Annotated in this window: 24 protein-coding genes; 5 read left to right on the top strand and 19 right to left on the bottom strand. The window is 59.4% G+C overall.

Features of this window, described 5'->3' with window-relative positions; translation table 11 throughout:
• Window positions 1-164: 164 nt before the first annotated feature.
• From HMPREF9695_RS06090 to HMPREF9695_RS06080, 3 genes are read right to left on the bottom strand one after another with little or no spacing between them, the layout of a single operon-like run.
• Window positions 165-923 carry a COG4705 family protein gene (locus HMPREF9695_RS06090; protein ID WP_006019945.1) on the bottom strand — a complete coding sequence of 253 codons (759 nt, stop codon included), beginning with the start codon at window positions 921-923 and terminating at the stop codon, window positions 165-167.
• Window positions 924-974: 51 nt separating this feature from the next.
• The gene (locus HMPREF9695_RS06085) at window positions 975-1,391 is read right to left on the bottom strand and encodes a hypothetical protein (protein ID WP_006019944.1); all 417 of its coding nucleotides are present in this window, start codon (window positions 1,389-1,391) and stop codon (window positions 975-977) included.
• A gap of 39 nt (window positions 1,392-1,430) precedes the next feature.
• Entirely contained in the window at window positions 1,431-2,207 is a 777-nt protein-coding gene (locus tag HMPREF9695_RS06080) for a COG4705 family protein (RefSeq protein WP_006019943.1), read from the bottom strand.
• Between the two features lie 174 nt (window positions 2,208-2,381).
• Here HMPREF9695_RS06080 and HMPREF9695_RS06075 point away from each other — a divergent pair, with 174 nt between their 5' ends.
• From HMPREF9695_RS06075 to HMPREF9695_RS06065, 3 genes are all read left to right on the top strand, one after another.
• Window positions 2,382-2,717, top strand: coding sequence for a PepSY domain-containing protein (locus HMPREF9695_RS06075; RefSeq protein ID WP_006019941.1), 336 nt, complete (start codon window positions 2,382-2,384; stop codon window positions 2,715-2,717).
• A 63-nt stretch (window positions 2,718-2,780) separates the two neighbouring features.
• On the top strand, window positions 2,781-3,443 hold the full coding sequence (locus HMPREF9695_RS06070) for a response regulator transcription factor (protein WP_041711385.1): 663 nt from the start codon (window positions 2,781-2,783) through the stop codon (window positions 3,441-3,443).
• Window positions 3,437-4,771: an ATP-binding protein gene (locus HMPREF9695_RS06065; protein ID WP_245258719.1), complete on the top strand. Its 1,335-nt coding sequence runs from the start codon at window positions 3,437-3,439 to the stop codon at window positions 4,769-4,771. Before HMPREF9695_RS06070 ends, HMPREF9695_RS06065 begins: the two co-directional genes overlap by 7 nt.
• Before the next feature lie 146 nt (window positions 4,772-4,917).
• Here the strand turns inward: HMPREF9695_RS06065 and HMPREF9695_RS06060 are convergent, their stop codons facing one another.
• The 14 genes from HMPREF9695_RS06060 to HMPREF9695_RS06000 form a co-directional block, all read right to left on the bottom strand.
• Complete coding sequence (locus HMPREF9695_RS06060) at window positions 4,918-5,619, bottom strand: VIT1/CCC1 transporter family protein (RefSeq protein WP_006019938.1); 702 nt, start codon at window positions 5,617-5,619, stop codon at window positions 4,918-4,920.
• A 242-nt stretch (window positions 5,620-5,861) separates the two neighbouring features.
• On the bottom strand, window positions 5,862-6,113 hold the full coding sequence (locus HMPREF9695_RS25610; RefSeq protein ID WP_041711382.1) for a PilZ domain-containing protein: 252 nt from the start codon (window positions 6,111-6,113) through the stop codon (window positions 5,862-5,864).
• A gap of 48 nt (window positions 6,114-6,161) precedes the next feature.
• On the bottom strand, window positions 6,162-6,485 hold the full coding sequence (locus HMPREF9695_RS27195) for a phosphatase PAP2 family protein (protein WP_430648568.1): 324 nt from the start codon (window positions 6,483-6,485) through the stop codon (window positions 6,162-6,164).
• Complete coding sequence (locus tag HMPREF9695_RS26870) at window positions 6,466-6,762, bottom strand: phosphatase PAP2 family protein (protein WP_051054962.1); 297 nt, start codon at window positions 6,760-6,762, stop codon at window positions 6,466-6,468. The genes HMPREF9695_RS27195 and HMPREF9695_RS26870 overlap by 20 nt, the downstream gene beginning before the upstream one ends.
• A gap of 232 nt (window positions 6,763-6,994) precedes the next feature.
• Window positions 6,995-7,975 carry a c-type cytochrome gene (locus HMPREF9695_RS06045; protein ID WP_006019935.1) on the bottom strand — a complete coding sequence of 327 codons (981 nt, stop codon included), beginning with the start codon at window positions 7,973-7,975 and terminating at the stop codon, window positions 6,995-6,997.
• Window positions 7,972-8,637, bottom strand: a complete 666-nt coding sequence (locus HMPREF9695_RS06040; RefSeq protein WP_006019934.1) for a c-type cytochrome — start codon at window positions 8,635-8,637, stop codon at window positions 7,972-7,974. The genes HMPREF9695_RS06045 and HMPREF9695_RS06040 overlap by 4 nt, the downstream gene beginning before the upstream one ends.
• A gap of 137 nt (window positions 8,638-8,774) precedes the next feature.
• Window positions 8,775-10,223, bottom strand: coding sequence for a bifunctional metallophosphatase/5'-nucleotidase (locus tag HMPREF9695_RS06035; RefSeq protein ID WP_006019933.1), 1,449 nt, complete (start codon window positions 10,221-10,223; stop codon window positions 8,775-8,777).
• Window positions 10,224-10,233: 10 nt separating this feature from the next.
• Entirely contained in the window at window positions 10,234-10,644 is a 411-nt protein-coding gene (locus HMPREF9695_RS06030) for a DUF302 domain-containing protein (protein ID WP_006019932.1), read from the bottom strand.
• 229 nt (window positions 10,645-10,873) lie between these two features.
• On the bottom strand, window positions 10,874-11,323 hold the full coding sequence (locus HMPREF9695_RS06025; protein WP_051054961.1) for a DoxX family protein: 450 nt from the start codon (window positions 11,321-11,323) through the stop codon (window positions 10,874-10,876).
• A 219-nt stretch (window positions 11,324-11,542) separates the two neighbouring features.
• Entirely contained in the window at window positions 11,543-11,932 is a 390-nt protein-coding gene (locus tag HMPREF9695_RS06020; protein ID WP_006019929.1) for a rhodanese-like domain-containing protein, read from the bottom strand.
• Complete coding sequence (locus HMPREF9695_RS06015) at window positions 11,922-12,842, bottom strand: MBL fold metallo-hydrolase (protein ID WP_006019927.1); 921 nt, start codon at window positions 12,840-12,842, stop codon at window positions 11,922-11,924. The genes HMPREF9695_RS06020 and HMPREF9695_RS06015 overlap by 11 nt, the downstream gene beginning before the upstream one ends.
• 30 nt (window positions 12,843-12,872) lie before the next feature.
• Window positions 12,873-13,673, bottom strand: coding sequence for a sulfite exporter TauE/SafE family protein (locus HMPREF9695_RS06010; protein ID WP_006019926.1), 801 nt, complete (start codon window positions 13,671-13,673; stop codon window positions 12,873-12,875).
• A gap of 19 nt (window positions 13,674-13,692) precedes the next feature.
• Window positions 13,693-14,211 (bottom strand): rhodanese-like domain-containing protein, encoded by a 519-nt coding sequence (locus HMPREF9695_RS06005; RefSeq protein ID WP_006019925.1) that lies wholly within the window; start codon window positions 14,209-14,211, stop codon window positions 13,693-13,695.
• Window positions 14,195-14,500, bottom strand: coding sequence for an ArsR/SmtB family transcription factor (locus HMPREF9695_RS06000; RefSeq protein ID WP_051054996.1), 306 nt, complete (start codon window positions 14,498-14,500; stop codon window positions 14,195-14,197). The genes HMPREF9695_RS06005 and HMPREF9695_RS06000 overlap by 17 nt, the downstream gene beginning before the upstream one ends.
• 300 nt (window positions 14,501-14,800) lie before the next feature.
• Between HMPREF9695_RS06000 and HMPREF9695_RS05995 the strand changes: the two genes are divergently transcribed.
• Window positions 14,801-16,288, top strand: coding sequence for a multicopper oxidase family protein (locus tag HMPREF9695_RS05995; RefSeq protein ID WP_006019923.1), 1,488 nt, complete (start codon window positions 14,801-14,803; stop codon window positions 16,286-16,288).
• A 222-nt stretch (window positions 16,289-16,510) separates the two neighbouring features.
• Window positions 16,511-17,652, top strand: a protein-coding gene (locus HMPREF9695_RS25595; protein ID WP_085947356.1) for an IS3 family transposase whose coding sequence is annotated in 2 segments (ribosomal slippage) — window positions 16,511-16,775 and window positions 16,775-17,652 — 1,143 coding nt in all. Because the reading frame shifts where the segments join, the coding sequence is not laid out codon by codon here.
• 31 nt (window positions 17,653-17,683) lie between these two features.
• On the opposite strand, the gene HMPREF9695_RS05980 is transcribed toward HMPREF9695_RS25595, so the two are convergent.
• Both HMPREF9695_RS05980 and HMPREF9695_RS05975 read right to left on the bottom strand, forming a co-directional pair.
• Window positions 17,684-18,478: an ATP-binding protein gene (locus HMPREF9695_RS05980; RefSeq protein ID WP_006019922.1), complete on the bottom strand. Its 795-nt coding sequence runs from the start codon at window positions 18,476-18,478 to the stop codon at window positions 17,684-17,686.
• A 33-nt stretch (window positions 18,479-18,511) separates the two neighbouring features.
• On the bottom strand, window positions 18,512-21,994 hold the full coding sequence (locus HMPREF9695_RS05975) for an AAA family ATPase (RefSeq protein WP_006019921.1): 3,483 nt from the start codon (window positions 21,992-21,994) through the stop codon (window positions 18,512-18,514).
• Between the last annotated feature and the right edge of the window lie 3 nt (window positions 21,995-21,997).

The raw sequence follows: 21,997 nt of genomic DNA, 5'->3' as shown, positions 1-21,997 counted from the left end.
AAAAGGTTATTTTCCCTTATGACCTGACACCTGCGTCCAAGAGTAACCAGGAAAAACGAGCCGACCGGCGAACATCTAAGCTTAACTTAATTTTCTTGAGCTTGGAGATTGCGAGCGAAGCGGCTACGATGCTTCCTGCGGCTCCATTGCGCAAGAATGATTTTTCAAGCCGGATGTCGTCCTGCCCGCTGAGGCAACAACGCGATGCAGCCGACGATGAATACCGCGAGTACGGCGGACGCCGCGTATCGACTCAGTGCCATCCCGCCGTTGGAGAGCGGCTTGTCCAGGAAGTCGCCGACCGTTGCACCGAGCGGGCGCGTGAGGATGAAGGCGGCCCAAAACAAAACCGTGCGCGACATGTTCGTCCAAAAGTAGGCCGCGGCGACGATGGCCAGCGCGGCTCCGAACACGACGGCGCCGCCGCTGTAGCCGAGTCCCGTGGAGTCCGCCATCCAGTCGCCGAGAGCGGTTCCGAGGGTTTGGGAGAACATGATGGTCGCCCAATAAAACACTTCTGCCTTGGGCGTGGTGATGCTTTCGACCGATACGGTCCCCAGCGAGCGGTACCAGACCGCAAGCGACAGCAGCAAGAGAGCGAGGAGGATCGAGCTACCACCGAGATATCCGATGCCAAGGGACCGGTCCACGAAGTCGGCAAGCGTCGTTCCCGCCGTCGTAGTCGCCACGATGACCGTCCAGTAGAGAAAAGGATGGAACTTCTTGGCGCTTATCTGAGCAGCAACGGCGGCGGCGAATAGGGCTGCAAAGATCGCCGTTCCGACGAGATAACCCAGATGCATCGACATCGTCACCGCGTCGCCGCCGGTTTCTCCGAGCGTCGTCGCAGCGATCTTTATGATCCAGAACCCAAGCGTGAGCGCGGGCACCTTGCTCAGGCTTTCGCGAAGTTGGTCTTTCATGAAGCGCTGCTTTCGATTGAGGCACTTGTTTCGTAGGCGGGGGTGTTCGACCTATGGCTTGCCGCCGAGCCGGTCGATCGTGGCGACGACTTCGTCGAGCGCGGACTTGCCGGCGGCAAGATCCGGCGAAGCGGCCCTAACCGCGGTGAGTGCGCGGTCGATGGCCTTGTCGAGGGTGTGCCAGTCCGCAGCCGCGCGGGGTTTCAATCCGGCTTCCGCCTCGTCCCAGGACGTCTCGAGATCCTTCAAGCGCGCCTTCGCCCCGGCCAGGTCCCCCTTGTCCAACAGCGCCTTGCTGTCGGCGACGACGTTCCGAAAGGAAGTCAGATCCCCCAATTTGGACGAAGCGGCCTGCGCCTGGGTAATGCCGGCGACGATAAAAGGTGCCGACAGAATTGCGCCAGACAGCGGACCCGCACCAAGCAGCGCCGACAGGACGAGCCTATAAAGGGTTTTTTGGGCAGACATGTTCGATCTCCATTTTTCGATAGGTTTGCGTTGAGTGGATCACGCCCGTTCGTCCGCGGCCGCCGGGCGGTCGTGCAGGGTGAGGAACGCGACAAGGGCAACGATGACGGTGAGGAAGCCGAGGCTGGTGTAGACGGAACCGAAACCGAGCCCGCCATATTCACGCGATTGCGAAAGCAGGTCGCCGAGCGAAGCTCCGAGAGGCCGCGTCAGGATGTAGCCTATCCAGAAGCAGAGCACCGCGTTCGCGCCGAGATAGTACGCCGTCGTGACGGTGGCGATCATTGCGCCGAAGACGACGACGCCGAGCCTGAAGCCAAGCCCCACGGCCTCGGTTGCGAGATCGCCGGCCGCCGTGCCCAAAGCGAACGTCAGAAGGATGGCGGTCCAATAAAAGAGTTCGCGCCGTGAGCTAACGATCGTGTGAATCGAGAGCGTGCGCTCCACGGCATACCAGGCCGCGAAGGTCGCGGCTAAGGCCGCCGCGAATATCGGCGTACTGATGTAGAGGCTTACGCCCATGCCGTCGGTGAGCGCGTCGGTGATCTGGGTCCCGACGACGCTGACGAGCACGACGGTCAGCCAGTAGATCCAGGGAACGTAGCGCGACATCCGCATCTGAAGCGTCAGCGCCATCAATAACAAGATCAGCGTAATACCGTTCGTGGCCGTTTTGCCAAGACCGGCGTGCACCACGAGGTAGTCGGCCCCGGTCTCGCCGACCGTCGTGGACATGATCTTGATCGCCCAGAAGGTGAGCGTCACTTGCGGAACCTTGTTGAGAGCTTCCGCCACGAGGTTTTTGCTGAAATCCATGTCGTTTCCCTTCGCAGGGCCGTCGGTATTCGTGCGCCCTCCCTCATCGTTAGGGTTGCCGACTTAGCGACGACTTAGAAGGTCCGTCGCCGTGCCGCCGCCAGGCTAAATCGGCTAAGTTGCCGCTAAGTGGCCTGAGCCAGACGTGACGAGGGGCATTTCTGGAGAAGACACATGAACAAGCTGAAAACGATCGTTTGCGCCGTCGCTGTGATGACATCGGCGGTGGCTTTAGCGGACAATGCCAAGACCGCATCCAACGATGCGGGTCCCATTGCGCAAGCCAAGATATCGATGGGAGCCGCCGTCGCTGCCGCCGAGAAGCACACCAACGGCAAGGCGGTCCGAGCCGAATACGAAAAGGGCAAGGACGGCCGGTGGACTTACGACGTCGAAGTGGCCAACGGCACCGACGTGTTCGACGTGAAGGTCGATCCGGACGCCGGCACGGTCATCGCATCGACCAAGGATACGGCGGATGCCGATGACGAGGGTGACAAGGCCGATTGATCGCCGATACGCTGTAAAAGAGGCCGGCGGCGGCATCCGCCGCCGGCCGCAACGGAACTGGACATGCGCATTCTTCTGATAGAGGACGACCGGATGATCGGAGCGGCCGTGACCCAGGCGCTCAAGGATGCCTCATACGCGGTCGACTGGGTGACCGACGGGGACACGGCTTTGGAAGCCGTCCGCGCCGAAACCTACGATCTTGCCTTGCTCGACCTTGGACTGCCGCCTCCGGACGGGACCGAACTGCTTCGGCAATTCCGGAAGTTGGCGCGTCAATTGCCGGTGATCATCGTGACCGCGCGCGAGGCCATCGACGACCGGATCCAAGGGCTTGACCTGGGAGCCGACGACTACATTGTCAAGCCGTTCGAGATCCGTGAGCTTCTCGCGCGCATGCGCGCGATCCTCCGGCGGCAGGGAAGCGGTAGTTCCGCCGTCCTGAGCAATGGCGCGATCAGCCTGGATCCCGCGACCCACGAAGTGGCCCACGCCGGCGAGACGTCGCGTTTGACCGCACGCGAATTCGCACTGCTGCAAGCCCTTCTGCTGCGTCCCGGCACCATCCTGTCGCGCGTCGACCTCGAACGGCATATCTACGGCTGGAACGAGGAGGTCGAGAGCAATGCCGTGGAATTCCTGATCCATGCGATACGCAAGAAGCTCGGCGCTGCGGCCATCCGTAACGTAAGAGGCGTCGGATGGATGGTGGACCGCCCATGTTGATTTCCTCGCTGCGTGGTCGTCTCTTTGTGGGGCTTACCGTCTTCATCGTCGGGACAGGGCTCGCGGCGGGTTACCTGGCCTTCAGATGGGCGTTCGAGGAGGCGATCGAGCTTCAGGATGCCATCCTGCTGCAGGTCGGGTCGCTGGCCGCAAAAAACCGCCTGACCGACCTAGCGCCCGAAGGAAATATCGACGGTGAGGCGCGAGTCGCCATCGAGGAACTGACGCCGCCCCCCGGGGATCCCGCGCCCGCAAGTTCGCTTCCCCGCCTCCCCCAGGATCTTAGCAACGGCCTCCAGACCGTTAAGCGCGGCCAGGAGCAGTGGCGGATCCTGGTCCGTACGCGAAAGGACGGAAGCCGCGTCGCGGTCGGCCAACCGACGGCCCATCGCGACGAAATTGCCCGGGAGAGCGCGCTGCGAACCATCGTGCCGCTGGGCTTGCTCGTTCCGGGTCTCATGCTGCTGATCGGCATCGTAGTCGACCGAAGCCTGCGTCCTCTTTCCAAACTAACGGCGCGCCTCGACGCGAAGCAATCGGACCACTTGGAAAAACTGCCGACGGACGACATTCCGAAGGAGTTGCTTCCTTTCGTCGCCTCCATCAACCGTCTTCTCGACCGTATCGGGACGATGTTCGACAAACAGAGACGGTTCGTCGCCGATGCCGCGCACGAACTCCGCAGTCCTATCACCGCGCTTTCGGTCCAAGCCGAAAATCTCGAGCATGCCGGACTTTCGCATGACGGACGGGCCCGGCTGGGTTCCCTGAGGGCGGGAATCCGGCGAACCGCTCACCTGCTGGAGCAGCTTCTTGCGCTGGCGAGGTACGATTCCCACGCGTCCACGGAGATGCCGCACAGCGAGTTCGACCGCATCGTCAAGGGTGTGGTAGCCGATCTGCTGCCAGTCGCCCAGGACCGCTCGATCGATTTGGGTTTCGCACGGATCGAGACGGCCTCGGTGCGGGGCGAACCGGTGGCGTTGACGATGCTCGTCCGAAACCTGATCGACAACGCTCTCCGGCACACGCCGGCAGGCGGCCGGGTGGACGTGAGCCTGTTTCGTCAAAACGAGGCTGTCATCCTTCGGATCGCCGATACCGGACCGGGCATCCTGGATGCGGAGATCGACCGGATCTTCGAACCATTCTTCCGTGGAAGTCGCTCGCGGGGCGATGGGACTGGCCTCGGTCTCTCGATCGTGCGACGCATCGCCGAACGGTGTCACGCATCGATCCGTCTCGAAAACATGCGGCCGCCGGAGGGACCAGGTCTAAACGCCAGCGTCAGCTTTCCCGCGGTCCCAGAGACGACGTTCCATGCGTAATTTGGCGAACGTATTGTATCGAAAAGCGACTTATTGCCTTGGACCTTTCATTGATAGACGTCTGGCCGTCCCTATAATTCGGCACCTTCCCTCTCAATTTCCTGGTGAAGGGTCGAGGAGGCAAGGTCCGTCGGACGTGGCGTCAATCAGATAACCGTACCGAACAATTTGCCTATTACCGCGGTCGTCGCAAGGGCGAGCGCGCCCCAGAATGTCACGCGTATTGTTGCACGCAGGATGTGCGCGCCTCCTGCCTTCGCTCCGACCGCACCCAAAAGCGCGAGGAATCCCAAAGACGCGGCCGATACGACCGGAACCAACGCGTTTGCGGGCGCAATAACCACCATGAGCAAGGGCATGGCCGCGCCGATCGAAAACATGGCCGCCGATGTAAGTGCGGCCTGAACAGGCCTGGCCGCCGTAACCTCCGAAATTCCGAGCTCGTCGTGGGCATGCGCTTTCAATGCGTCTTTGGCCATAAGCTGCTGCGCGACCTGTCGTGCCAACTCGCGTTCGATACCCCGCTTGACGTATATTTCGGTCAACTCTTCGAGTTCGGATTCCGGGTTCTCACTCAGCTCCCGGCGTTCGCGCGCCAGATCGGCGAGTTCGGTGTCAGACTGAGAACTAACGGAGACATATTCTCCGGCTGCCATCGACATGGCGCCCGCAACGAGCCCCGCAATTCCTGCGATCAGCACGTCGTTCCGGGTCGCGGCAGCCGCGGCGACTCCGACAATGAGGCTCGCGGTTGAGATAATTCCATCGTTGGCTCCCAGAACCGCCGCCCTCAGCCACCCGATGCGCTCGACAAGGTGGTCTTCCGGATGTTGATTAAGACGGATCATTCTGGTGTTTCCTCTCCGAGAGTCCAAAATTAACCGAGGGGCAGAAGAAGGCCCCGAGATGCGCCATCAAATCCATCTGCGGGCGATCGACCGGCGTTTCGCTGATAGGCAGTGCTATCCACGTTCCCACTCCTCTAAGCCTCCCGGTTTCTGGTTGGTCGCATTCGAGGGGATGGTCTTCCGGCGCTCATCATTGCCTATTAGATCTTGCTTCACGGCAAGGGTTTCCGCCTTTGTTGATCTCACTTTTCACCGTCGTCGAATCCCACGCCTATACGCCTTTCCTTCCGCCAAACGACATGGCAGGCCCGCCGGAGACGATCCGTCTCGATTACAAGTATAAAGTTATGTGGAATGCCGACGGGACTGTCGACTTCCAATGCCGCGCCGGTTCGTGAAATGTTACGAACAGTGCAGTCGATCACCGCCCCGTCGAACACTATCTTCCCGGCTTTGAAAATGCGGTGCCGCGACACTATCCGCTTGTCGTTCATTTTAGTCACCAAGTTAGTTTTAACAGAAGAGACCGGGTACCGCCCGCTTCACCGGCGTCGGCGCAGGTTGCGTGCAATCGACCAGCCAAAAAGGTGCTCGCCCCAAATCGTCAGGCGCGCGCTGATCGTCCGTCCCATGGGCGACGCGACCGCCCACGACGATGTCGCGGCGACGCCTGCTGCACCGACAATGTCAAGTGGGTAATGGGCGGCGAGATAGACCCGGGCCCAGCCTACGGAGATCCCGAGGACAACGGCCAGCGCCCCGGCACTGCGTCCGGGTACCCAGCCGGAGGCCCATAGCGCGAAGCCCAGCGCGAAGAGTACGGTGCTGTGATCGCTGGGAAACGAGCTATCCGCCGCGTGTTTCAGAAAGTTTCGGATCTGCAGGACGGCAAAGGGACGGGGGATGCATCCAAAGCGATGAAATAACGACAGCCAACGCCATTGCCAGAAGCGAAGACAAAACGGCATCCACGGCAGCCCGCCGCTCCGCATGCGCCCCGAAAATCCAAAGCAGGACGAGCATGAAAGGGACGAGGTAGATGGCCGATTGAGCCAGCAGCGTCGCGAAGGCGAGTGGCGCCCCCGCAAGTGTCGGAGCCGCTGCGATTGTTTCAAAGAGGCGTATATTGAACGCTTCGAACATTTTTAAATCCAGATGGCGTCCGTGCTGCCATCAGTTGCGGGCCAAAACACTTGTCCAGACTTAGGACAGAATTAGGAACCGGCAGCGTGACGGTCGGCTCCGTGGGTCGTCATCTAACGCCTGTACGGAGCCGGCCGACCCTGTTGGACCCTTTCAATTGTCTCTGTTGGTCACAGTCCTCTATAACGCCGGGCGCTTCGCGACCGTCGATGACAGGCGTGCGCTGACCCACTCATTCCTTTGGGCGTGCCCCGAGTGAAGCGTTCTGGCCAAGTACGACGCCATTCACCAATTGGCCATACATCGACATAGGTGAATCGTGGTACCTCTTGCGGGTGTCGGCAACCGAGCCCGAAAATCGCGGGTCTTGGGGACGCTCCTGACTATCGATAAACGTCCCCACGTCCCAGGCTTCCTGATCGCTGAGCGTGTTGCCTTGGCTTAGGGGCATGTTCGCTTTGATAAAGCCGGCTGCGTTCGAAATGGAGCTCATGCCGGCTCCCCAGTTGTACGAACGCTCGCCCCACAGGGGCGGAAACACCATCGTGCCGTCGGACGAGTTTTGTCCCTGCCCCGTCGCGCCGTGACAGACAGCGCATTTTTGCGCATAGACCTGCGCTCCGCGACCATAGTCAAGACTCGCAGGCTTCGGTAGTTTCGGGTAACCCCGGCCCGGCAAATCGACCCCGGTTGGGGCGCCCTTCGCGAGGAAATAGGCATAGGTTTCGATGGCGACGAGAACGTTGTCCCCCAAGGGCGGCGCCTTCCCGTTCATGCTATAACGAAAGCAGCCCTGTACTCGCTCCCGAAATGTGTTCACGCGCCTGTCCTTGTCGCGAAACGCCGGATACGCGACGTATGCGGCCCAGAGAGGCGCGGAGTTTGCGAGCCGGCCTCTGTCGATATGGCAGTTCGCGCACTGAAGCGCGTTCCCGACGAATTCCTTGGCGTTCTTCTGAGTATCATGGAAGATATCCGAGCCGAGCCTGATCATTTTGCCGAAGTCGTCGTCGGGTATTTCGTCGTCGCGCGGAGGCGTGAACACCTGCTTCGCCTGCGCGTCCTTGTCGGCCGCATTTGTGTCCTTCGACATTGATATCTCCGCGGGCTTCGAGCTTTCTGGCCGCGGAAGAGAATAGCCGACAAATCCGGCCAGCCCGAGAAAGAGCAAGCCCGCGGCCCAGGTTTGCAGGTCGGGTCGGCTTTCGCTCATGGCTTCGTTCCTTTCTGCCCTGCAGATGCCGAAGTGACGACTGGCAGGCTGGCATAGTATGCGGCGACTGCGGCCATCTGCGCTTCGTCGAGCTTGCTCGCGATCCCCGTCATCAAATTCAACGGGTCGTTGCTGCGCTTACCTTCTCTCCACGCTTTGAGCTCTTTGACAATGTATTCGGCGGATTGAGCGGCAAGCTTCGGAAACGAATCACCAACGCCTTGTCCGCCCGGACCGTGACATTGCCCGCAGCCCGGCAAGCCCTTGGACCAGTCTCCTCGCAGCGCGAGGGCAGCACCTATGGCGAGGGTCTTGTCGTCTGGCTTTTTCGGCTCCTGCACTTTGGGGGCCGACAATCCGCCGTAGAAAGATGACACTGCTGTACGCTCGTCCATGCCAAGCGCCTTGGCGATGGGTTGCATGGTTTCACTTTCGCGTTTTTTGTCGGCGAAATCGTTGAGCTGGCGCAGAAGATATCCGCTATTAAGTCCAGCAAGCCTCGGATAAGCGGCATCGGGCCGCCCCTCGCCTTGGTCGCCATGACAGGCGGAACAGGCAGGCGCTCCGTTGCTGTTGCCGTTGGCAGCTAGTTGTCCACCCTCCGCCGCACTCACGGTGGCACTGAACGGCAGGATGATGAAAAAGCCGGCCGATATAATCAACGCGAGAAGTCCGACAGACCTCGCCGTCCGAGCGTGCAAATTTTCTGGAGCTTCCGCGCTTTGCGTTCTCCCTTGACCATCAAATGGTGGTCGCGACTGGAATGCCAAGATGTATGTCCTGTCGTTTCTGCGATGTCTCACACAGGTATGAAACGTCCCAGCCCCTCGTCAGGTTCAACCGGTTGCCTCCGAAAATAATCTCGCAGTGCATCGATCGCCTTCACCGGCAAGTCTTGCCTGTTTCGACCAAATTTCTGCGGCACAGCTTGGGCTGTCACGAAGGCTGACTTATAGCTGCGGCCCGCCGCAAGGGCCGCGCCTGCCGTGAAGATGTGCTCGATCCGATGGCCTGGGGGATTTTCGAGCTTGCCGTAGATGGTTAGTCCCCTGAAGCGCTTTAGATAGCCGCCCATCTGCCCGAATGGGTCGGCTGAAAATGTTTGCTCAAGGCTCTCCTCCATCATCTCCTGGATTTCTGCGCCGGTAAGGTCCACGGTCGAGATCGGCGGATTGGTCGGAATGATATTCCAAAGGTCGTTTATTGTAACCGGGCCTGGTGGGATCGGTGCACCATATCGCCAGCCATTTGAAAACGCGAAATCCGACCCGCCAGCCTTCGCGACCGCCGCGAGTAGAAGATCGTCCATCGATGCGGAAAGGATTGTGTCGCGGTACAATCCGATAGCTGTATTGCCGACGATCTCTGCCAGCATGGCGCGATGGGGCCTCATTACGTCGTCAACCAGGCGCTGCATCGCATGCTCCGGCTCTATAGACTCTTCGACGGGAATGAGCCGATGCCGCACGTCGACGATCCTGCAATCGCTCACCTTCAGGTCCAGCCGTCCGATAAAGGAGCCATGGCAACCGGACTGCATGATGAGCGTGCTTCCGATCCGGGCGGCGCGTTCGAGCCGATTGTGAGTGTGGCCGCTGAGAAGGACGTCGATGCCCTTAACCGAGGCCGCGAGTTTGACATCTTGAGGAAAGCCCAAATGCGATAATACGACAATCAGGTTGACTCTCTCGCCGCGCTTTAGCCGATCGATCTCTGCAGGCAGCTCATCCAGGCCCAAGGTGAAGCGGAGGCCCTCGCTGAAATGTGGCGGCATGCTTTTATCAGTGATCGTCGCTGCGATGCCAATCACGCCGAGGCGCAATCCGGCGCGCTCTAGAACCACGGATGCCGGGAAAGCTCGGTCGCCGGTCGCCTTGTCGTAGCAGTTGATGGCGAGCATCGGATGGTCAAGTCGATCGACCAACTTGCGGAAGTGCGCAGGGCCCCAAGCAAACTCCCAATGTGCCGTCATAGCGTCGAGTTTCAGCGCGTTGACGAGCGGGATCAAAGCTTCGCCGCGACTTACGACGGCGGGGTATGTCCCATGAAACGTATCGCCGTTGTCGAGGACCACGACCCCATCGGGATTTTCACGCCGCGCGGTAATTAACAGCGCAGCGATTCGCGCGTATCCTCCGAGCGTGGGGCAGGACGCTTTACTTCCACTCCATACAAGCTCTGGATGGGATTCCAGGTAGCCATGTGTGTCGTTAATCTGAATAATCGTCAGATTGCAGGTTTGTGTCATTCGACCCCCGCTACGCTGGCGGACCTTGCTTGGCTCCAATCTCTGCAATTACTTCCTGCAGCGCAGCGCGGACGCTTGCTGCAATTCCGGCGAGCTTGGGGTTCTCGATCGCTTGCATAGACGCTACCGGATCCACCGCTGAAATTTCAGTACGGCCCGAATGATGCTCTTGCAGAACTACGTTGCATGGAAGCATGGTGCCGATTTTATCCTCAGCTTGTAGTGCCTGATACGCCATATTGGGGTTGCAAGCACCTAAGATGCGGTAAGGGCGAAAGTCCACATCGAGTTTCTTCTTTAGTGTCGCCTGCACATCAATCTCGGTGAGCACACCAAAACCATGCTTCTTCAAGGCTTCGGTAGTCGCAGAAACGGCGGCTTCCATCGGTAAATCGACGGTCTTAGAAAAGTGGTATTTCATGAACGTTTCTCCCGTCCGCAGTGGAATGTTGGGTTGGCTTCATTGTTAACGATGCTCGACGGCTAAGGTTCACGGACATCGCGAATACCTTGGGTGGACTACAGCAGATACTGGATCTTATCGGTCGCGCTCGAACCGCGGTGACGGCAGGAATACGCCGTAGTCACAATTTCTTAGCCGCGGCCGAGACGCGATTTCCTAGCTCGTCCGCGCACGTTTTCTCGAACTCCTATCGATGTTCAGCGGCTAATGGAAACGCTCGGTCGATCGCAACCGCACCCGATCCGTTAAAGACGAAATGAATCAACGCGCCAAGGATAGCGATATTCTTGAACAACGGCCCGGCGTGGCCCGGAGCCACGTGCATTGTAATCGTAATTGGCACCAGCGTCACGAAAAGCGCCACAGATGACAGCCGGGTCATGAATCCCACGGCCAGCGCGACGCCGGCCGGGACGAAAATAGCTCCGGAAATCCAGAGCAAAACAGATGGATCGCCGATCGTGTTGATCGTATTTGCCCACGGCGATTCAGCCATCCGCTCAAGCATCTGACGGTGCTCCACGAAATGTCCAAGCCCGCCAATGATGAATATGAGACTGAGGCAAACGCGAAAAACCAGGTCCGAGAAATTTGAGTTTGTTTTCAAGAACCGCTGTAATTGCGTAATAAATGTCACTCTTCAATCCTTGAGATGAATGGCCCAGAGGCACGCCAATTAACGCTCTCGTTTATCGGCCAGAGGACAGGTACTTGGCGAGCGCCGCACCTGCCAACACCAGCACCACGATGACGACGATCCATGTGAGGCCCATGCCCCACATCATTCCTCCGCCTGTACCGTCCATCATTGTCTTGGGTCCTTCTGTTAGATTGCACTAGGACGTCACGATCCGACTCACGCCGCGCTTTCGGTTTCGCCGCCCGCCTTTTGCATTGCCGAGAATCCACCGGTCACATGCGAGACGTTGGCGATACCGATGCTCTTGAGCGTCTTGGCAGCCAGCGCGGACCGATTGCCGGAAGCACAATAGAGCACCACCCGCTTGGCGCTGCTCAACGGCTTCACATGAGTTGGGCTGTCGGGGTCGGCATGGAATTCCAGAAATCCGCGTGAGGCATGCACTGAACCCTTGAGAACGCCGGTCTTGCGCCGTTCATCGGCTTCCCGGACATCGACGAATACCACATTCGGGTCGCCAATCAGTTTCACGGCGGCGTCCGCGGAAAGCGTCTCGACCTCCGCCGTGGCCTCGGCGACGAGTTCTTTTGCGCTCTTAATGTTCATGGTGGTCTCCTTCATTCCAGGGCGCGCCTTCGAGCGCCCCAAGGGGGATTTTGAGATAACGCCGCCCGTTTGATTCTGGATCGGGCAGCCTGCCGCCTCGAATGTTCACTTGCAGCGATTGCAATATCAGTTTCGGCATAGGCAGTTTCCGGTCACGGGCCTGCCGAAGCGCAACGAACTCTGCTTCGCTCTTCGCCTCTCCAAGGTGAATGTTTTCGGATTTCTGTTGTCCGACTGTACTTTCCCAGGCGGGCTGGCGCCCACCCGGCATGTAGTCGTGTCCGGTGAAGACCTTGGTGTCATCTGGCAACGCGAGAAGCCTCTGGATACTCCTCCAAAGTGCGTGCGCATCCCCACCAGGAAAATCGGCGCGTGCCGTTCCGAAGTCTGGTTGGAACAGGGTGTCATGAACGAAGACTGCATCTCCGACACGATAGGCGATCGAGGCGAGCGTATGCCCCGGCGTAAACATCACCTCGACATCACAACTGCCTATTTTTAACCGCTCGCCATCGACGAACAGCTTGTCCCATTGCAATCCGTCAGTCGGGAACGTGTCGGGGTAATTGTAGATTTCCTTCCATAGCTTCTGCACTTCGACGACCTTTTCGCCGATCGCAGTCGGGACGCCCGTTTTGCCCTTGAGGTAGGCCGCTGCCGAGAAGTGATCGGCGTGCGGATGTGTGTCGAGAATCCATTCGAGCATGTAGCCCTCCTTCCGCACATGGGCGAGTAGTTCATCGGCCGACCACGTGGCTGTTGAGCCGGACTTTTCATCAAAATCGAGAACGGGGTCGATAATGGCGCAGTGCCGGGTCTCGGGATCCGCGACAACGTACTGCACACTGAAGGTGCGTTTGTCGAAGAACCCCTGGACAATTGGAAACCCCTGCAACTCAGACTTCACCATACAACCGTCCTTTCCCGAGATAAGAGATTTTCAAGCCGCGAACAGCGGCACCGTTCCGCGCACGACGACGTAGAGGCCGACCAGAATTACCAGACCAGCGAACGTCAGATTGAGTGCCCGCTTCCTTGCTGCGAGCGCCTTGCCGAACGCGACGCCGGCTATGCCGCCAACCAGGCCGCCGAGAACGAACAGGCTGGCCATCGGCCAGTCAATCATCCCGGAGACGGCATAGCTCGCTGCAGTTGCCGCCCCGAACGCCGCGACGGCAACGAGAGACGTGCCAATCGCCATGGTCAGGGGCATCCCGGTCGCAAACATGAGGCCCGGCACGATCAGGAAGCCGCCGCCAATTCCAAAGAAACCCGACAACAGTCCGACCGCAAAACCGATGCTCAGCAGCAGCGGCAAAAGCTCGCGCGCCGTTGTCATTGACAATCGCACCTTGGGATTCCCCGCCGTACTGCGTATGCGTAGCATGGCAATTCCCACGATGATCATCAGCGCGCCGAACAGGACCAGGAGCTTCTGCCCATCAAGCGCTTTGGCTACCACAGAACCCGCAACCGCCCCGAACACGCCGGCTGACGCAAAGACGGCCGCACAGCGCCATTTCACATTCCCGGCGCGGGCATGGCCCACCACGTTGCCGATTGCGCTCATAGAGACCGCAATGGCGCTTGTGCCGATTGCGACATGTGGCGACGTGACCCCGACAGCGTAAACCAAAAGAGGAACTGCAAGGATCGACCCGCCGCCGCCCACGAGGCCGAGCACTAGGCCAACAACTCCGCCCGAGATTGTGGTCGCAATACCGACAGGAATGTCCATCATGGGCGAGCGACGCTCCCTGTCAGGCCCGAGCCATTCGGTTCCACGGAGCAAGCGCGAGCATTCGGGCCATGCCGCATGTTCCGGTTGTCCCGGCAAAGACTAGACCGGCGCCGACGAACCCCGACAGGGCGTAGAATCCCGGATGCAGCAGCGCGCCCAAACCAACGCCAAGAACCACGAGGCCGCCTGCGGCGATCTGAACCTGCCGCATCATTTCGATCGGTCGACGAGGGTCTCTTAGAACCGGCAGCCCTGCCGCTTGCCAGGCATCCAACCCTCCACGCAAAATGTAAGCTTCGCCGCCGGCAGCAGCCGCGAGCTTATCGGCCGCTGCGCCGGTTCGGCTTCCCGACCGGCAATGAAAGATGAGCTGCTGAGCCTCGTTCCGATCCAGCGGTGTGGTAAGACGGGACAATGGAACAAGCTTGGCATCGGGGATGCGTTCGCGGGCGTGTTCATCTGGCTCGCGGACATCGATCAGCAACGCGCCCTCATTGATGAGACGCAATGCTTCCTGTGGATCAAGATGTGTGGTCATTTGCGTTTTCCTGATTTCCGGTCGGCTTGCAAAACAGCCGATGAAGCGTGGTTAAGAGCTCTTCGACCCGCCCGTCGGCAATTCGATACCAAATCGTTTGGGATTCTCGTCGAAACGTCACAATTCCCTCCTCGCGCATTTTCGAGAGATGCTGAGACAGTGCGGATTGGCTGATGCCGACCGCATCGACAAGGGAACCCACGGTCGCTTCGCCATATTCGACCAGCTTGCACAGGATCATCAGCCGACGCTCGTTCGCCAGCGCGCGGACTATGCCCGCCACTTCCATGGCGCTTTTCTCGAAGTCCGCGAAGTTCAACACAGTCGTCAACTTGTCGCTCCTGCAGCGATTAGCAATTGCTAATTTAGACTATCATGATATTAATGCAAGTGCCCTAGAACGGATTTCTCGTCCGGAACAGCATTTGCCCCGAAGTGCTGTTCCGCAGGGGGACCGTGGTCGGTCTCATGCTCGCGCTTAAGTGCGGAACCCAAACAATATAAGATACTTCTAATTTTTAGCGGCGTATCCATGTCTCACAACCGTGCCATGGGTTCGAGTGACATCCATTGACCAGCAGGCGCACCTATGAAACTCAGCCGTCGATCCGTTCTTGCCGGTGCCGGCGCTATAGGCGCAGGTGCCTTCACGTTCTACTATGCCGGTTGGACCGCGGCAGATGCGGCAGCGGAACGGCAGCCCCTGCGGATTCCTCCACTTATTGACGCGCGGAAGGAAGGCAACGCGGTTGCGCTGCGCGTTCAAGCGGGCGCTACCGAATTCTTTCCGGGACGTGCGAGCGCGAGTTTGGGATACAGTGGGAGCTATTTGGGTCCCTCAATTCGAATCTATCAGGGCGACAACGTCGAAATTGCCGTAACCAACATGCTGAAGGAAGAAACCACAGTTCATTGGCATGGCCTTCTCATCCCTGCCGAGCTCGACGGCGGGCCCCATCAAATAATCGTCCCCGGCGACACTTGGCGCCCAAGGTTGCCCATTCACCAGCCTGCCGCGACGCTGTTCTATCATTCCCACGTTCATGGACGGACTGGAGCGCAGGTGTATTCCGGGCTGGCAGGCTTGCTGCTCGTTACCGATGAGGCCGAGCGGGCTCTGGCGCTGCCCTCTGAATATGGTGTCGATGACCTTCCCGTTGTCATTCAAGACAGGCAGTTCGAGGACGGGCTAATGGTGCTCCCGCAAGGAATGATGACGGTGATGCAGGGACGTCGTGGCAATACGATCTTGGCCAATGGTACGCCGAACGCCACGGCGCGTGTTCCAAATCAATTGGTGCGTCTACGGCTGGTAAATGGTTCTAACGCCAGAATCTATGACCTTTCCTTCAGCGACAAGAGAGCGTTTCACTGGATCGCAAGCGAAGGTGGTCTACTCGATCGCCCGATGAGCGTCCGTTCGCTCACGCTTGCGCCGGGTGAACGCGTCGAGGTGTTGGTGGACTTTGCGAATGGCCAAGCCGTGTCTCTCAAGACGGCTCCTGACACCAACATGCCAATGATGATGGGACCGCTGGCACAAGCACGTAATTTCACAAAGGAACTTCTTGGTAGTCAGGGCGAGACCGTTTTAGAGTTTGACCCTATTGGAGGCCCAGGGAGCTCCGCCAAGATTCCAGAGCACCTTGTCGAACGCTCGCGCGTTAATCCATCGAAAGCCAGCACACGACGCAGCTTTGTGCTCGGCATGGGGATGGGCGGAGGGATGATGGGCGGCCGCACTGGTGCCGGCGGCAGCATGGTCATCAACGGTCGCCCGTTCGATGTGAACCGTATCGACGAAAAAGTGCGACTGGGTGACACCGAAATCTGGGAGGTGTCAGGAGAGATGATGTCTCACCCTTTCCATATTCATGGCGTGCAATTTGAGCTTAGGCGGAATGGGAGCAAGCCAAGCCTTCGTGATACCGGTGCTCGCGACACCGTTCTCGTGAGAGAGCCAGTAGAATTACTCGTGCATTTCAATCAGCCTGCCGAAAAGGCGCCATTTATGTATCACTGTCATATCCTGGAGCACGAGGATAACGGCATGATGGGGCAGTTTCGGACAATCTGACATCGATTAAGCGGCCCAGAATGCCCGAAGCTTTGAACCATTGTCCTTTCGACCTTACCGCGGGAGCACCGACGCTTGCGGGAGGGTTCCTCGCCTTCGGTCCATCGACCCGATTGCCCTCGTGGGTTTCTCGAAATCGACGCTTGTTGAACCTGATGACTGATCTGCCCCCTTTGAAGTGGTCCTCCCTGAAGTATGATTTTCGGATGGAGGATAAGATCAATGGCAAGGAAGAGGCATACGGCTGAAGAGATCGTTGCGAAGCTGCGGCAGGTTGATGTGCTGATGGCACAGGGCCGGCAGGTAGCAGACGCAGTCCGAGCGATAGGCGTGACGGAAGTAACGTACTATCGATGGCGAAACGAGTACGGTGGCCTGAAGGGCGATCAGGTGAAGCGACTCAAAGAGCTGGAGACTGAGAACAATCGTCTCCGGCGAGCGGTGTCGGATCTGACGCTGGACAAGCTGATCCTGGCGGAGGCCGCAAAGGGAAACTTCTAAGCCCCTCCCGACGCCGTGCTTGCGTCGATCATGTAACAGCCGAGCTTGGCATCTCCGAGAGACGGGCGTGCCGGGCTTTGGGTCAACACCGATCGACGCAGCGCAAGACTCCAACGACACCCGATGACGAGGCGGCTTTGACTGCCGACATCATCGAGCTTGCCCGCCAATATGGCCGCTACGGATATCGCCGAATTACGGCGTTGCTTCGCAGAGCCGGCTGGATGGTGAACAAGAAGCGTGTTGAGCGGATCTGGCGATGCGAGGGGCTGAAGGTCCCCCTAAAACAACCTAAACGCGGGCGTCTCTGGTTCAACGACGGCTCATGCATCCGTCTGCGGCCGGAGCGACCCAACCATGTCTGGTCCTATGACTTCGTCGCCGACCGCACCCACGACGGCAAGGCGTTCCGGATGTTGTGCATCATCGACGAGTTCAGCCGTGAGAGCCTGGCCATCCGTGTCGCGCGGAAGCTCAAAGCAACTGACGTCATCGAAGCGCTCTGCGAGCTGTTCGTCTCGCGGGGCATCCCTGCGCACATACGTTCGGACAATGGCCCTGAGTTCGTCGCCGAGGCGCTGCGGGATTGGATCGCCACCGTCGGAGCCAGGACTGCTTACATCGAGCCGGGCAGTCCGTGGGAGAATGGCTATTGCGAGAGCTTCAACGGCAAGCTGCGCGATGAACTGCTCAACGGCGAAATCTTCTACACATTGAAGGAGGCCCAGATCGTGATCGAAAACTGGCGACGTCACTACAACACGGTGCGTCCACACTCATCGCTTGGATATCGACCACCGGCACCCGAAGCCATCGTCTGGCCAGCACCAAAGGAGGTAGTCAAAATGCAATCCCTAAACTAACATTCCGATCGGACCACTCAGTGGGGGCCGGTCAGTCGGCGGACGGCATCGCTTCCTTGGATTTTATTTCAAGACGAGCCAGCAACTTCGCGACCATGCCGGCCGCGGCGTATCCGCCGGGCAGCGGTGTCTTCAGTTTCTTCTCAATCGCTTTGACTTCTTCCCGGAATCCGGCCTCGAGCTCGCCGCGATGAAGGCCATGGCGTTCGAGAAGAGCGATGGCCGCCGGCAGAAAGCCGATTCGGTTTTGCTTGTCGACGTATAGGCGAGCGTTTGCGGAATCGAAAACGGAAATCCGCGCAATTGGCATAGGCGGTTGCGTTCCGTCCTTCCAGGTGATGGAAGTCGGCTCGGTGGCGCCCTCTTCGAGAAAGCGGACAAGCACTTCGGCCGGCGGTTTGACGCCGATCTCAAACACGTTGCCGAGAAGATCATCCGCCGTCAGGCTACGGCAGAGCTTCTTGGCGATCCGGCAATAGCCGCTCTTTCCGCTTCCATTGTCGCCGTAGATGATGGTGACACCATCGATGGCGAAACGCAGTTGCTGTTCTTCAGCAAGACGGTTCAAATGCTTGACGGGGCCGAGCGAGCAAAGCACAGCGCGCGGCTCGTTCGAACTGCTGGCCTTCAAATGTTCCGCTGCGAGCGGGGAGCATTCCGGCGGTTCATCCAACACAAATCCACCGACGTGGCGAACCCGAGCAGCTATGCCGGCCTTGTCCTCCTCCTCGAGGATGAAGCCCGGCCGCGCGGCATGTCTTCTTAAAGCGTCCCTGATCCAGTCATGCTGCTTATCCGCCCATTCCAGGAGTCCAACTTCGGCCATTCCCGCCCCCAAATCCTATCGTCATTCTACCTGTTAATCTGATCCGATCTTGTGTAATCGCGCGTCGGGACAAACTTTCGTCGCGATGTCGCACAGGTGCTGATGATGGGTCAGGTAAATGACCTGCCCTACCCCGGCCATGTCGGCAAACAGCCGGAAGGCTTCTTCTGCGCGGAAGTCGTCGAATGTCTCCATGATGTCGTCAGCGATGAACGGCACGGGACTGCGCGCTCGAACGAATTCGTGATAGCCGGCAACGCGCAGGGCCAGATAGAGTTGGAAGCGCGTGCCTTTCGACAATTCGTCGGCCGACTTTGAGCCACCGCCCTCCGACAAGGCGATTAGGGTTTCGCCGTCCTTGCCGGGTTGAGCGACGAGCCCGCTATAGGCACCGCGACTAACAGTCCGAAACGCCGCCGAGGCGCGTGTCATCATCGAGCTACGATGACGCTCACGATAGGTGCGCAGCGCCTGCTCCATGGCCACTGTACCGGCACGCAGTTGCAGGTAACGTCCAGCGCCGTCCTGGATTTCAAGCAGCGTCGTGCGGCGTCGCTCCTCGATCTCCGCGACCTTTGAATCCCCTCCGATCGCCTCGACCTGATCAATCGCATGGCTCCGCGTGGCGAAAAGTTCATGACAACGCCTGTCTTGATCGTCGAAGCGCGCCTTGAGCTCGATAAGCTCTGCCTCCAGGGCAGGCCGATCAGCAATATCGAGGATCCGTTCAGCCTCGGTGATATCGGAGAGGCGTAGCGCTTCGCGGATTTCTCCCTCCGCATTTTCGACGTCTGCCTGCAGCTCATCTCGCCTGCCGACATCGAGGAGCTTTCCCGCGACGTCGGCTAGCGAAGCGACGCTGAAGAACGATGTCATCGTCCCTTTTTGCCGCTCGTGAATCGCCAATGTTTCGGCAAGCGACCGGCCCCGCTTGTGCGCGTCTTCGAGACTATCCATCGCTTTGGTGCGGCGTGCGCGGTCTGCGACCGCTTCACGAACACGATCGCCAACGCGCTGCGCTACGTCGAGGACAGTGCTTGAGCCCACCGGAATCGCCATCTCGCTGCAGATGGCCGCAACTTCATCACGAAATGCGGTCTGATCCTTCTCCATCTTATCGATGCGGTCGACCAAGCCCGCCTTCTTTTCCAGGGCAGGTCCGAGGTCGGTGGCGGCCGACAGTATCTCGCGCACAGTCGCAAGGGTCGGAATTTCGACCTGATCACCGAGCCAGCTAGTCCCGCACGCCGCAGCCCAGGACGCGATCCAGGTTTGGTCGTCTGCAGTCGCCCGCTCGGCTGCGCGTTCGCGTTGCAACAGCTCTCGTTTTCGCTCTTCCGCCGCGGCGCGTAGCGCCCGGACCTCGGCTTCGCGGTCGAGGATGGCTTGGGCCGCCACGAGAAGACCGTCGAATCCAGATTCAGAATCATAGGGCAGGCCAACGCCATCGAGTAAAGCCTTCAACTGGCCATGAACCTCCTGCGCGTCGGCCTTGGCCTCGCGCAGGTCGCGATCGGCCGCAAGGACAACTCCTCGTGATTCCAGTGCTTTTTCGCGCCGCGCGAGCCAGCCTTCGACCTCCGACAGCGTCACATCGTCGGAAAATGATGTCGCCATCGTACGAATAGCCGTAGCGATCTGATCGCGGATTGACTGCACGGCCACGGCCGCTGCGTCCTTAAGTTCGATCGTCCGCGTCAATCCAGCTGCGGCGATGGTGAGAGCTTGTCCGTTCTGATGCAATTTCGCCAAGTCCGCCATATGCGCCTGACGGCTGGACGTGACGATGTCGTCGTATCGCAGCGTACTTTCGAACGCATCGGCTGACGTGCCCTTGAGATCATGGCGATGTGCTGACCAGGCCTGCTCACGCTGTGTCCGGATGGCAGCCGCCTGCTGATCGGAAACGATGCCTGTCATGCCCGCGATGGCGTCATGTTCCGCTTCAAGTCGGCCGACCTCGCTTGTCAGCCGATCGACATCGGCGACATGTTGACGAAACGTCTGCTGTGCATCATCGAGCGCGGTCTTCCACTGTTGGATCGCGTCCGCACCCGGGCATCGCACAGCGAGGAGATCCTCAACCTCGCCCTGCCAGGGATGCAGCATCCGGAGGCGGTCGGTCAGCGTCGTGATCGCGGTCTCACGGGCCCTCTCCGCCAATCGCCGACGCGCAACATGGTCGGCGTTACGCGAAGCGGCGACGGCCGCCGTCAATCGGGCGATCGCGCTGTCCCTGCCTTGTCCCGCTTCCGTATCGTCTCCCGCTTCTCGCAGCGCGGCCTCGGCGTCCGCCAGACGGCGACGGGCGTCAGCAAGTTCCGTCGTGGCGGTACCGATGGCATTGTCAACGCCCGAGCGAGATTCGACCAGTTCGCGCAGGCGACCGACCGTTGAAGCCCCGAGCAAGAGGCGTCGGGGGTCTGCTTCCCCTTCCCGCTCCATCCGGGTCAAGATGCCGGACAAGGCCAATTCAGCTGCTTGCAGTTGCAACCGCCGTTCCGGGATATCCTTCTCCGCCGTCATATGGCGGGCTCGCAGGTCGGCAAGCCGCTCAACTCTGCTGAACAGCCTCAAGGCAGGTTCGTTAATGACGATCGACTCGACTTCGGCTTCGAGCCGGTTGATCTCATCGGCGACTGCCTGCGTTTGTACGCTAAGCTCTATCTCCGCCTTCTGCAGCTTGGGCAGATCCTCGCTCCAGACTGGCGGCGGAGCAGGCAACTCGGCAAGCGGTTGGAGACGTTCACGGAGCGCTCGGAGCGCAGCGAGACGTGGCAGAGCAGTGAGATGACGCTGGATTTCATCAGTCCGCGCCTGGATGCGCGTTCGTTCATCTATCGCTTCGTCATATTGTGACGAAGCCCGGTCGCGGGTGTCGACGAGCCGTGCATAATCAGACGCCAGTGTGTCAAACCGCTCCCGTTCGGTCTTCAATTCTGCGAGACGTGTCTTGAGATCGGCGAGAATCCCGCTCCGCGCACGATATTTATAGAAACCATCGGCCTCCGCCCTGAGGTCCAGCAGTCTACGGCTGAGATCGGCAAGGCCCGCGCTGGCCGCAAATAGCAGTTCTCCAAGATCGCCCTTGCTGGCGAGAATGCTCTCGCCGCCTTTCTCCAGAGTCTCGTCATCAAGTGAAAACATGGTGCGATACGACTCGCGATCGATACCGCCAAGTTCGCCACGGATGACGCTTTCGGCAATCGGTCGATCGTCGGCATCAAGCAGACTGTTCTGCGGCCGCTTGATCCGAACGAGCTCCCGGGCTTCAGCGGCAAGCTCGATGAGGCCACCCACCCGCATAGTCGGATAAGGATGAAGAAAACCAAACGGACTCTGCGTTCCGATCCCGAACATCAGATCAAGGAAGGCCGCGAGAGCCGTCGACTTGCCTGCCTCGTTCGGACCATAGACGATATGTAGGTCAGGCCGGCCTTGTGGCTTCTCACCGAAGTCGATGCTGTGACCGGTGAAGTTCCCGTAGCGGGTGAGATCGAGGCGCTTGAGACGCATTAG

Origin of the sequence: Afipia broomeae ATCC 49717 (assembly GCF_000314675.2) — a bacterium.
Taxonomy (GTDB): domain Bacteria; phylum Pseudomonadota; class Alphaproteobacteria; order Rhizobiales; family Xanthobacteraceae; genus Afipia; species Afipia broomeae.
Note: the sequence above shows the minus strand (reverse complement) of the source record. Positions and strands in the feature narration are given on the sequence as shown.

What these genes read in the sequence shown, in the direction of transcription:
- HMPREF9695_RS06090 (WP_006019945.1), bottom strand. Translation starts at nt 923, where the DNA reads ATGAAAGACCAACTTCGCGAAAGCCTGAGCAAGGTGCCCGCGCTCACG.
- HMPREF9695_RS06085 (WP_006019944.1), bottom strand. Translation starts at nt 1,391, where the DNA reads ATGTCTGCCCAAAAAACCCTTTATAGGCTCGTCCTGTCGGCGCTGCTT.
- HMPREF9695_RS06080 (WP_006019943.1), bottom strand. Translation starts at nt 2,207, where the DNA reads ATGGATTTCAGCAAAAACCTCGTGGCGGAAGCTCTCAACAAGGTTCCG.
- HMPREF9695_RS06075 (WP_006019941.1), top strand. Translation starts at nt 2,382, where the DNA reads ATGAACAAGCTGAAAACGATCGTTTGCGCCGTCGCTGTGATGACATCG.
- HMPREF9695_RS06070 (WP_041711385.1), top strand. Translation starts at nt 2,781, where the DNA reads ATGCGCATTCTTCTGATAGAGGACGACCGGATGATCGGAGCGGCCGTG.
- HMPREF9695_RS06065 (WP_245258719.1), top strand. Translation starts at nt 3,437, where the DNA reads ATGTTGATTTCCTCGCTGCGTGGTCGTCTCTTTGTGGGGCTTACCGTC.
- HMPREF9695_RS06060 (WP_006019938.1), bottom strand. Translation starts at nt 5,619, where the DNA reads ATGATCCGTCTTAATCAACATCCGGAAGACCACCTTGTCGAGCGCATC.
- HMPREF9695_RS25610 (WP_041711382.1), bottom strand. Translation starts at nt 6,113, where the DNA reads ATGAACGACAAGCGGATAGTGTCGCGGCACCGCATTTTCAAAGCCGGG.
- HMPREF9695_RS26870 (WP_051054962.1), bottom strand. Translation starts at nt 6,762, where the DNA reads ATGTTCGAAGCGTTCAATATACGCCTCTTTGAAACAATCGCAGCGGCT.
- HMPREF9695_RS06045 (WP_006019935.1), bottom strand. Translation starts at nt 7,975, where the DNA reads ATGAGCGAAAGCCGACCCGACCTGCAAACCTGGGCCGCGGGCTTGCTC.
- HMPREF9695_RS06035 (WP_006019933.1), bottom strand. Translation starts at nt 10,223, where the DNA reads ATGACACAAACCTGCAATCTGACGATTATTCAGATTAACGACACACAT.
- HMPREF9695_RS06030 (WP_006019932.1), bottom strand. Translation starts at nt 10,644, where the DNA reads ATGAAATACCACTTTTCTAAGACCGTCGATTTACCGATGGAAGCCGCC.
- HMPREF9695_RS06020 (WP_006019929.1), bottom strand. Translation starts at nt 11,932, where the DNA reads ATGAACATTAAGAGCGCAAAAGAACTCGTCGCCGAGGCCACGGCGGAG.
- HMPREF9695_RS06015 (WP_006019927.1), bottom strand. Translation starts at nt 12,842, where the DNA reads ATGGTGAAGTCTGAGTTGCAGGGGTTTCCAATTGTCCAGGGGTTCTTC.
- HMPREF9695_RS06010 (WP_006019926.1), bottom strand. Translation starts at nt 13,673, where the DNA reads ATGATGGACATTCCTGTCGGTATTGCGACCACAATCTCGGGCGGAGTT.
- HMPREF9695_RS06005 (WP_006019925.1), bottom strand. Translation starts at nt 14,211, where the DNA reads ATGACCACACATCTTGATCCACAGGAAGCATTGCGTCTCATCAATGAG.
- HMPREF9695_RS06000 (WP_051054996.1), bottom strand. Translation starts at nt 14,500, where the DNA reads ATGGAAGTGGCGGGCATAGTCCGCGCGCTGGCGAACGAGCGTCGGCTG.
- HMPREF9695_RS05995 (WP_006019923.1), top strand. Translation starts at nt 14,801, where the DNA reads ATGAAACTCAGCCGTCGATCCGTTCTTGCCGGTGCCGGCGCTATAGGC.
- HMPREF9695_RS05980 (WP_006019922.1), bottom strand. Translation starts at nt 18,478, where the DNA reads ATGGCCGAAGTTGGACTCCTGGAATGGGCGGATAAGCAGCATGACTGG.
- HMPREF9695_RS05975 (WP_006019921.1), bottom strand. Translation starts at nt 21,994, where the DNA reads ATGCGTCTCAAGCGCCTCGATCTCACCCGCTACGGGAACTTCACCGGT.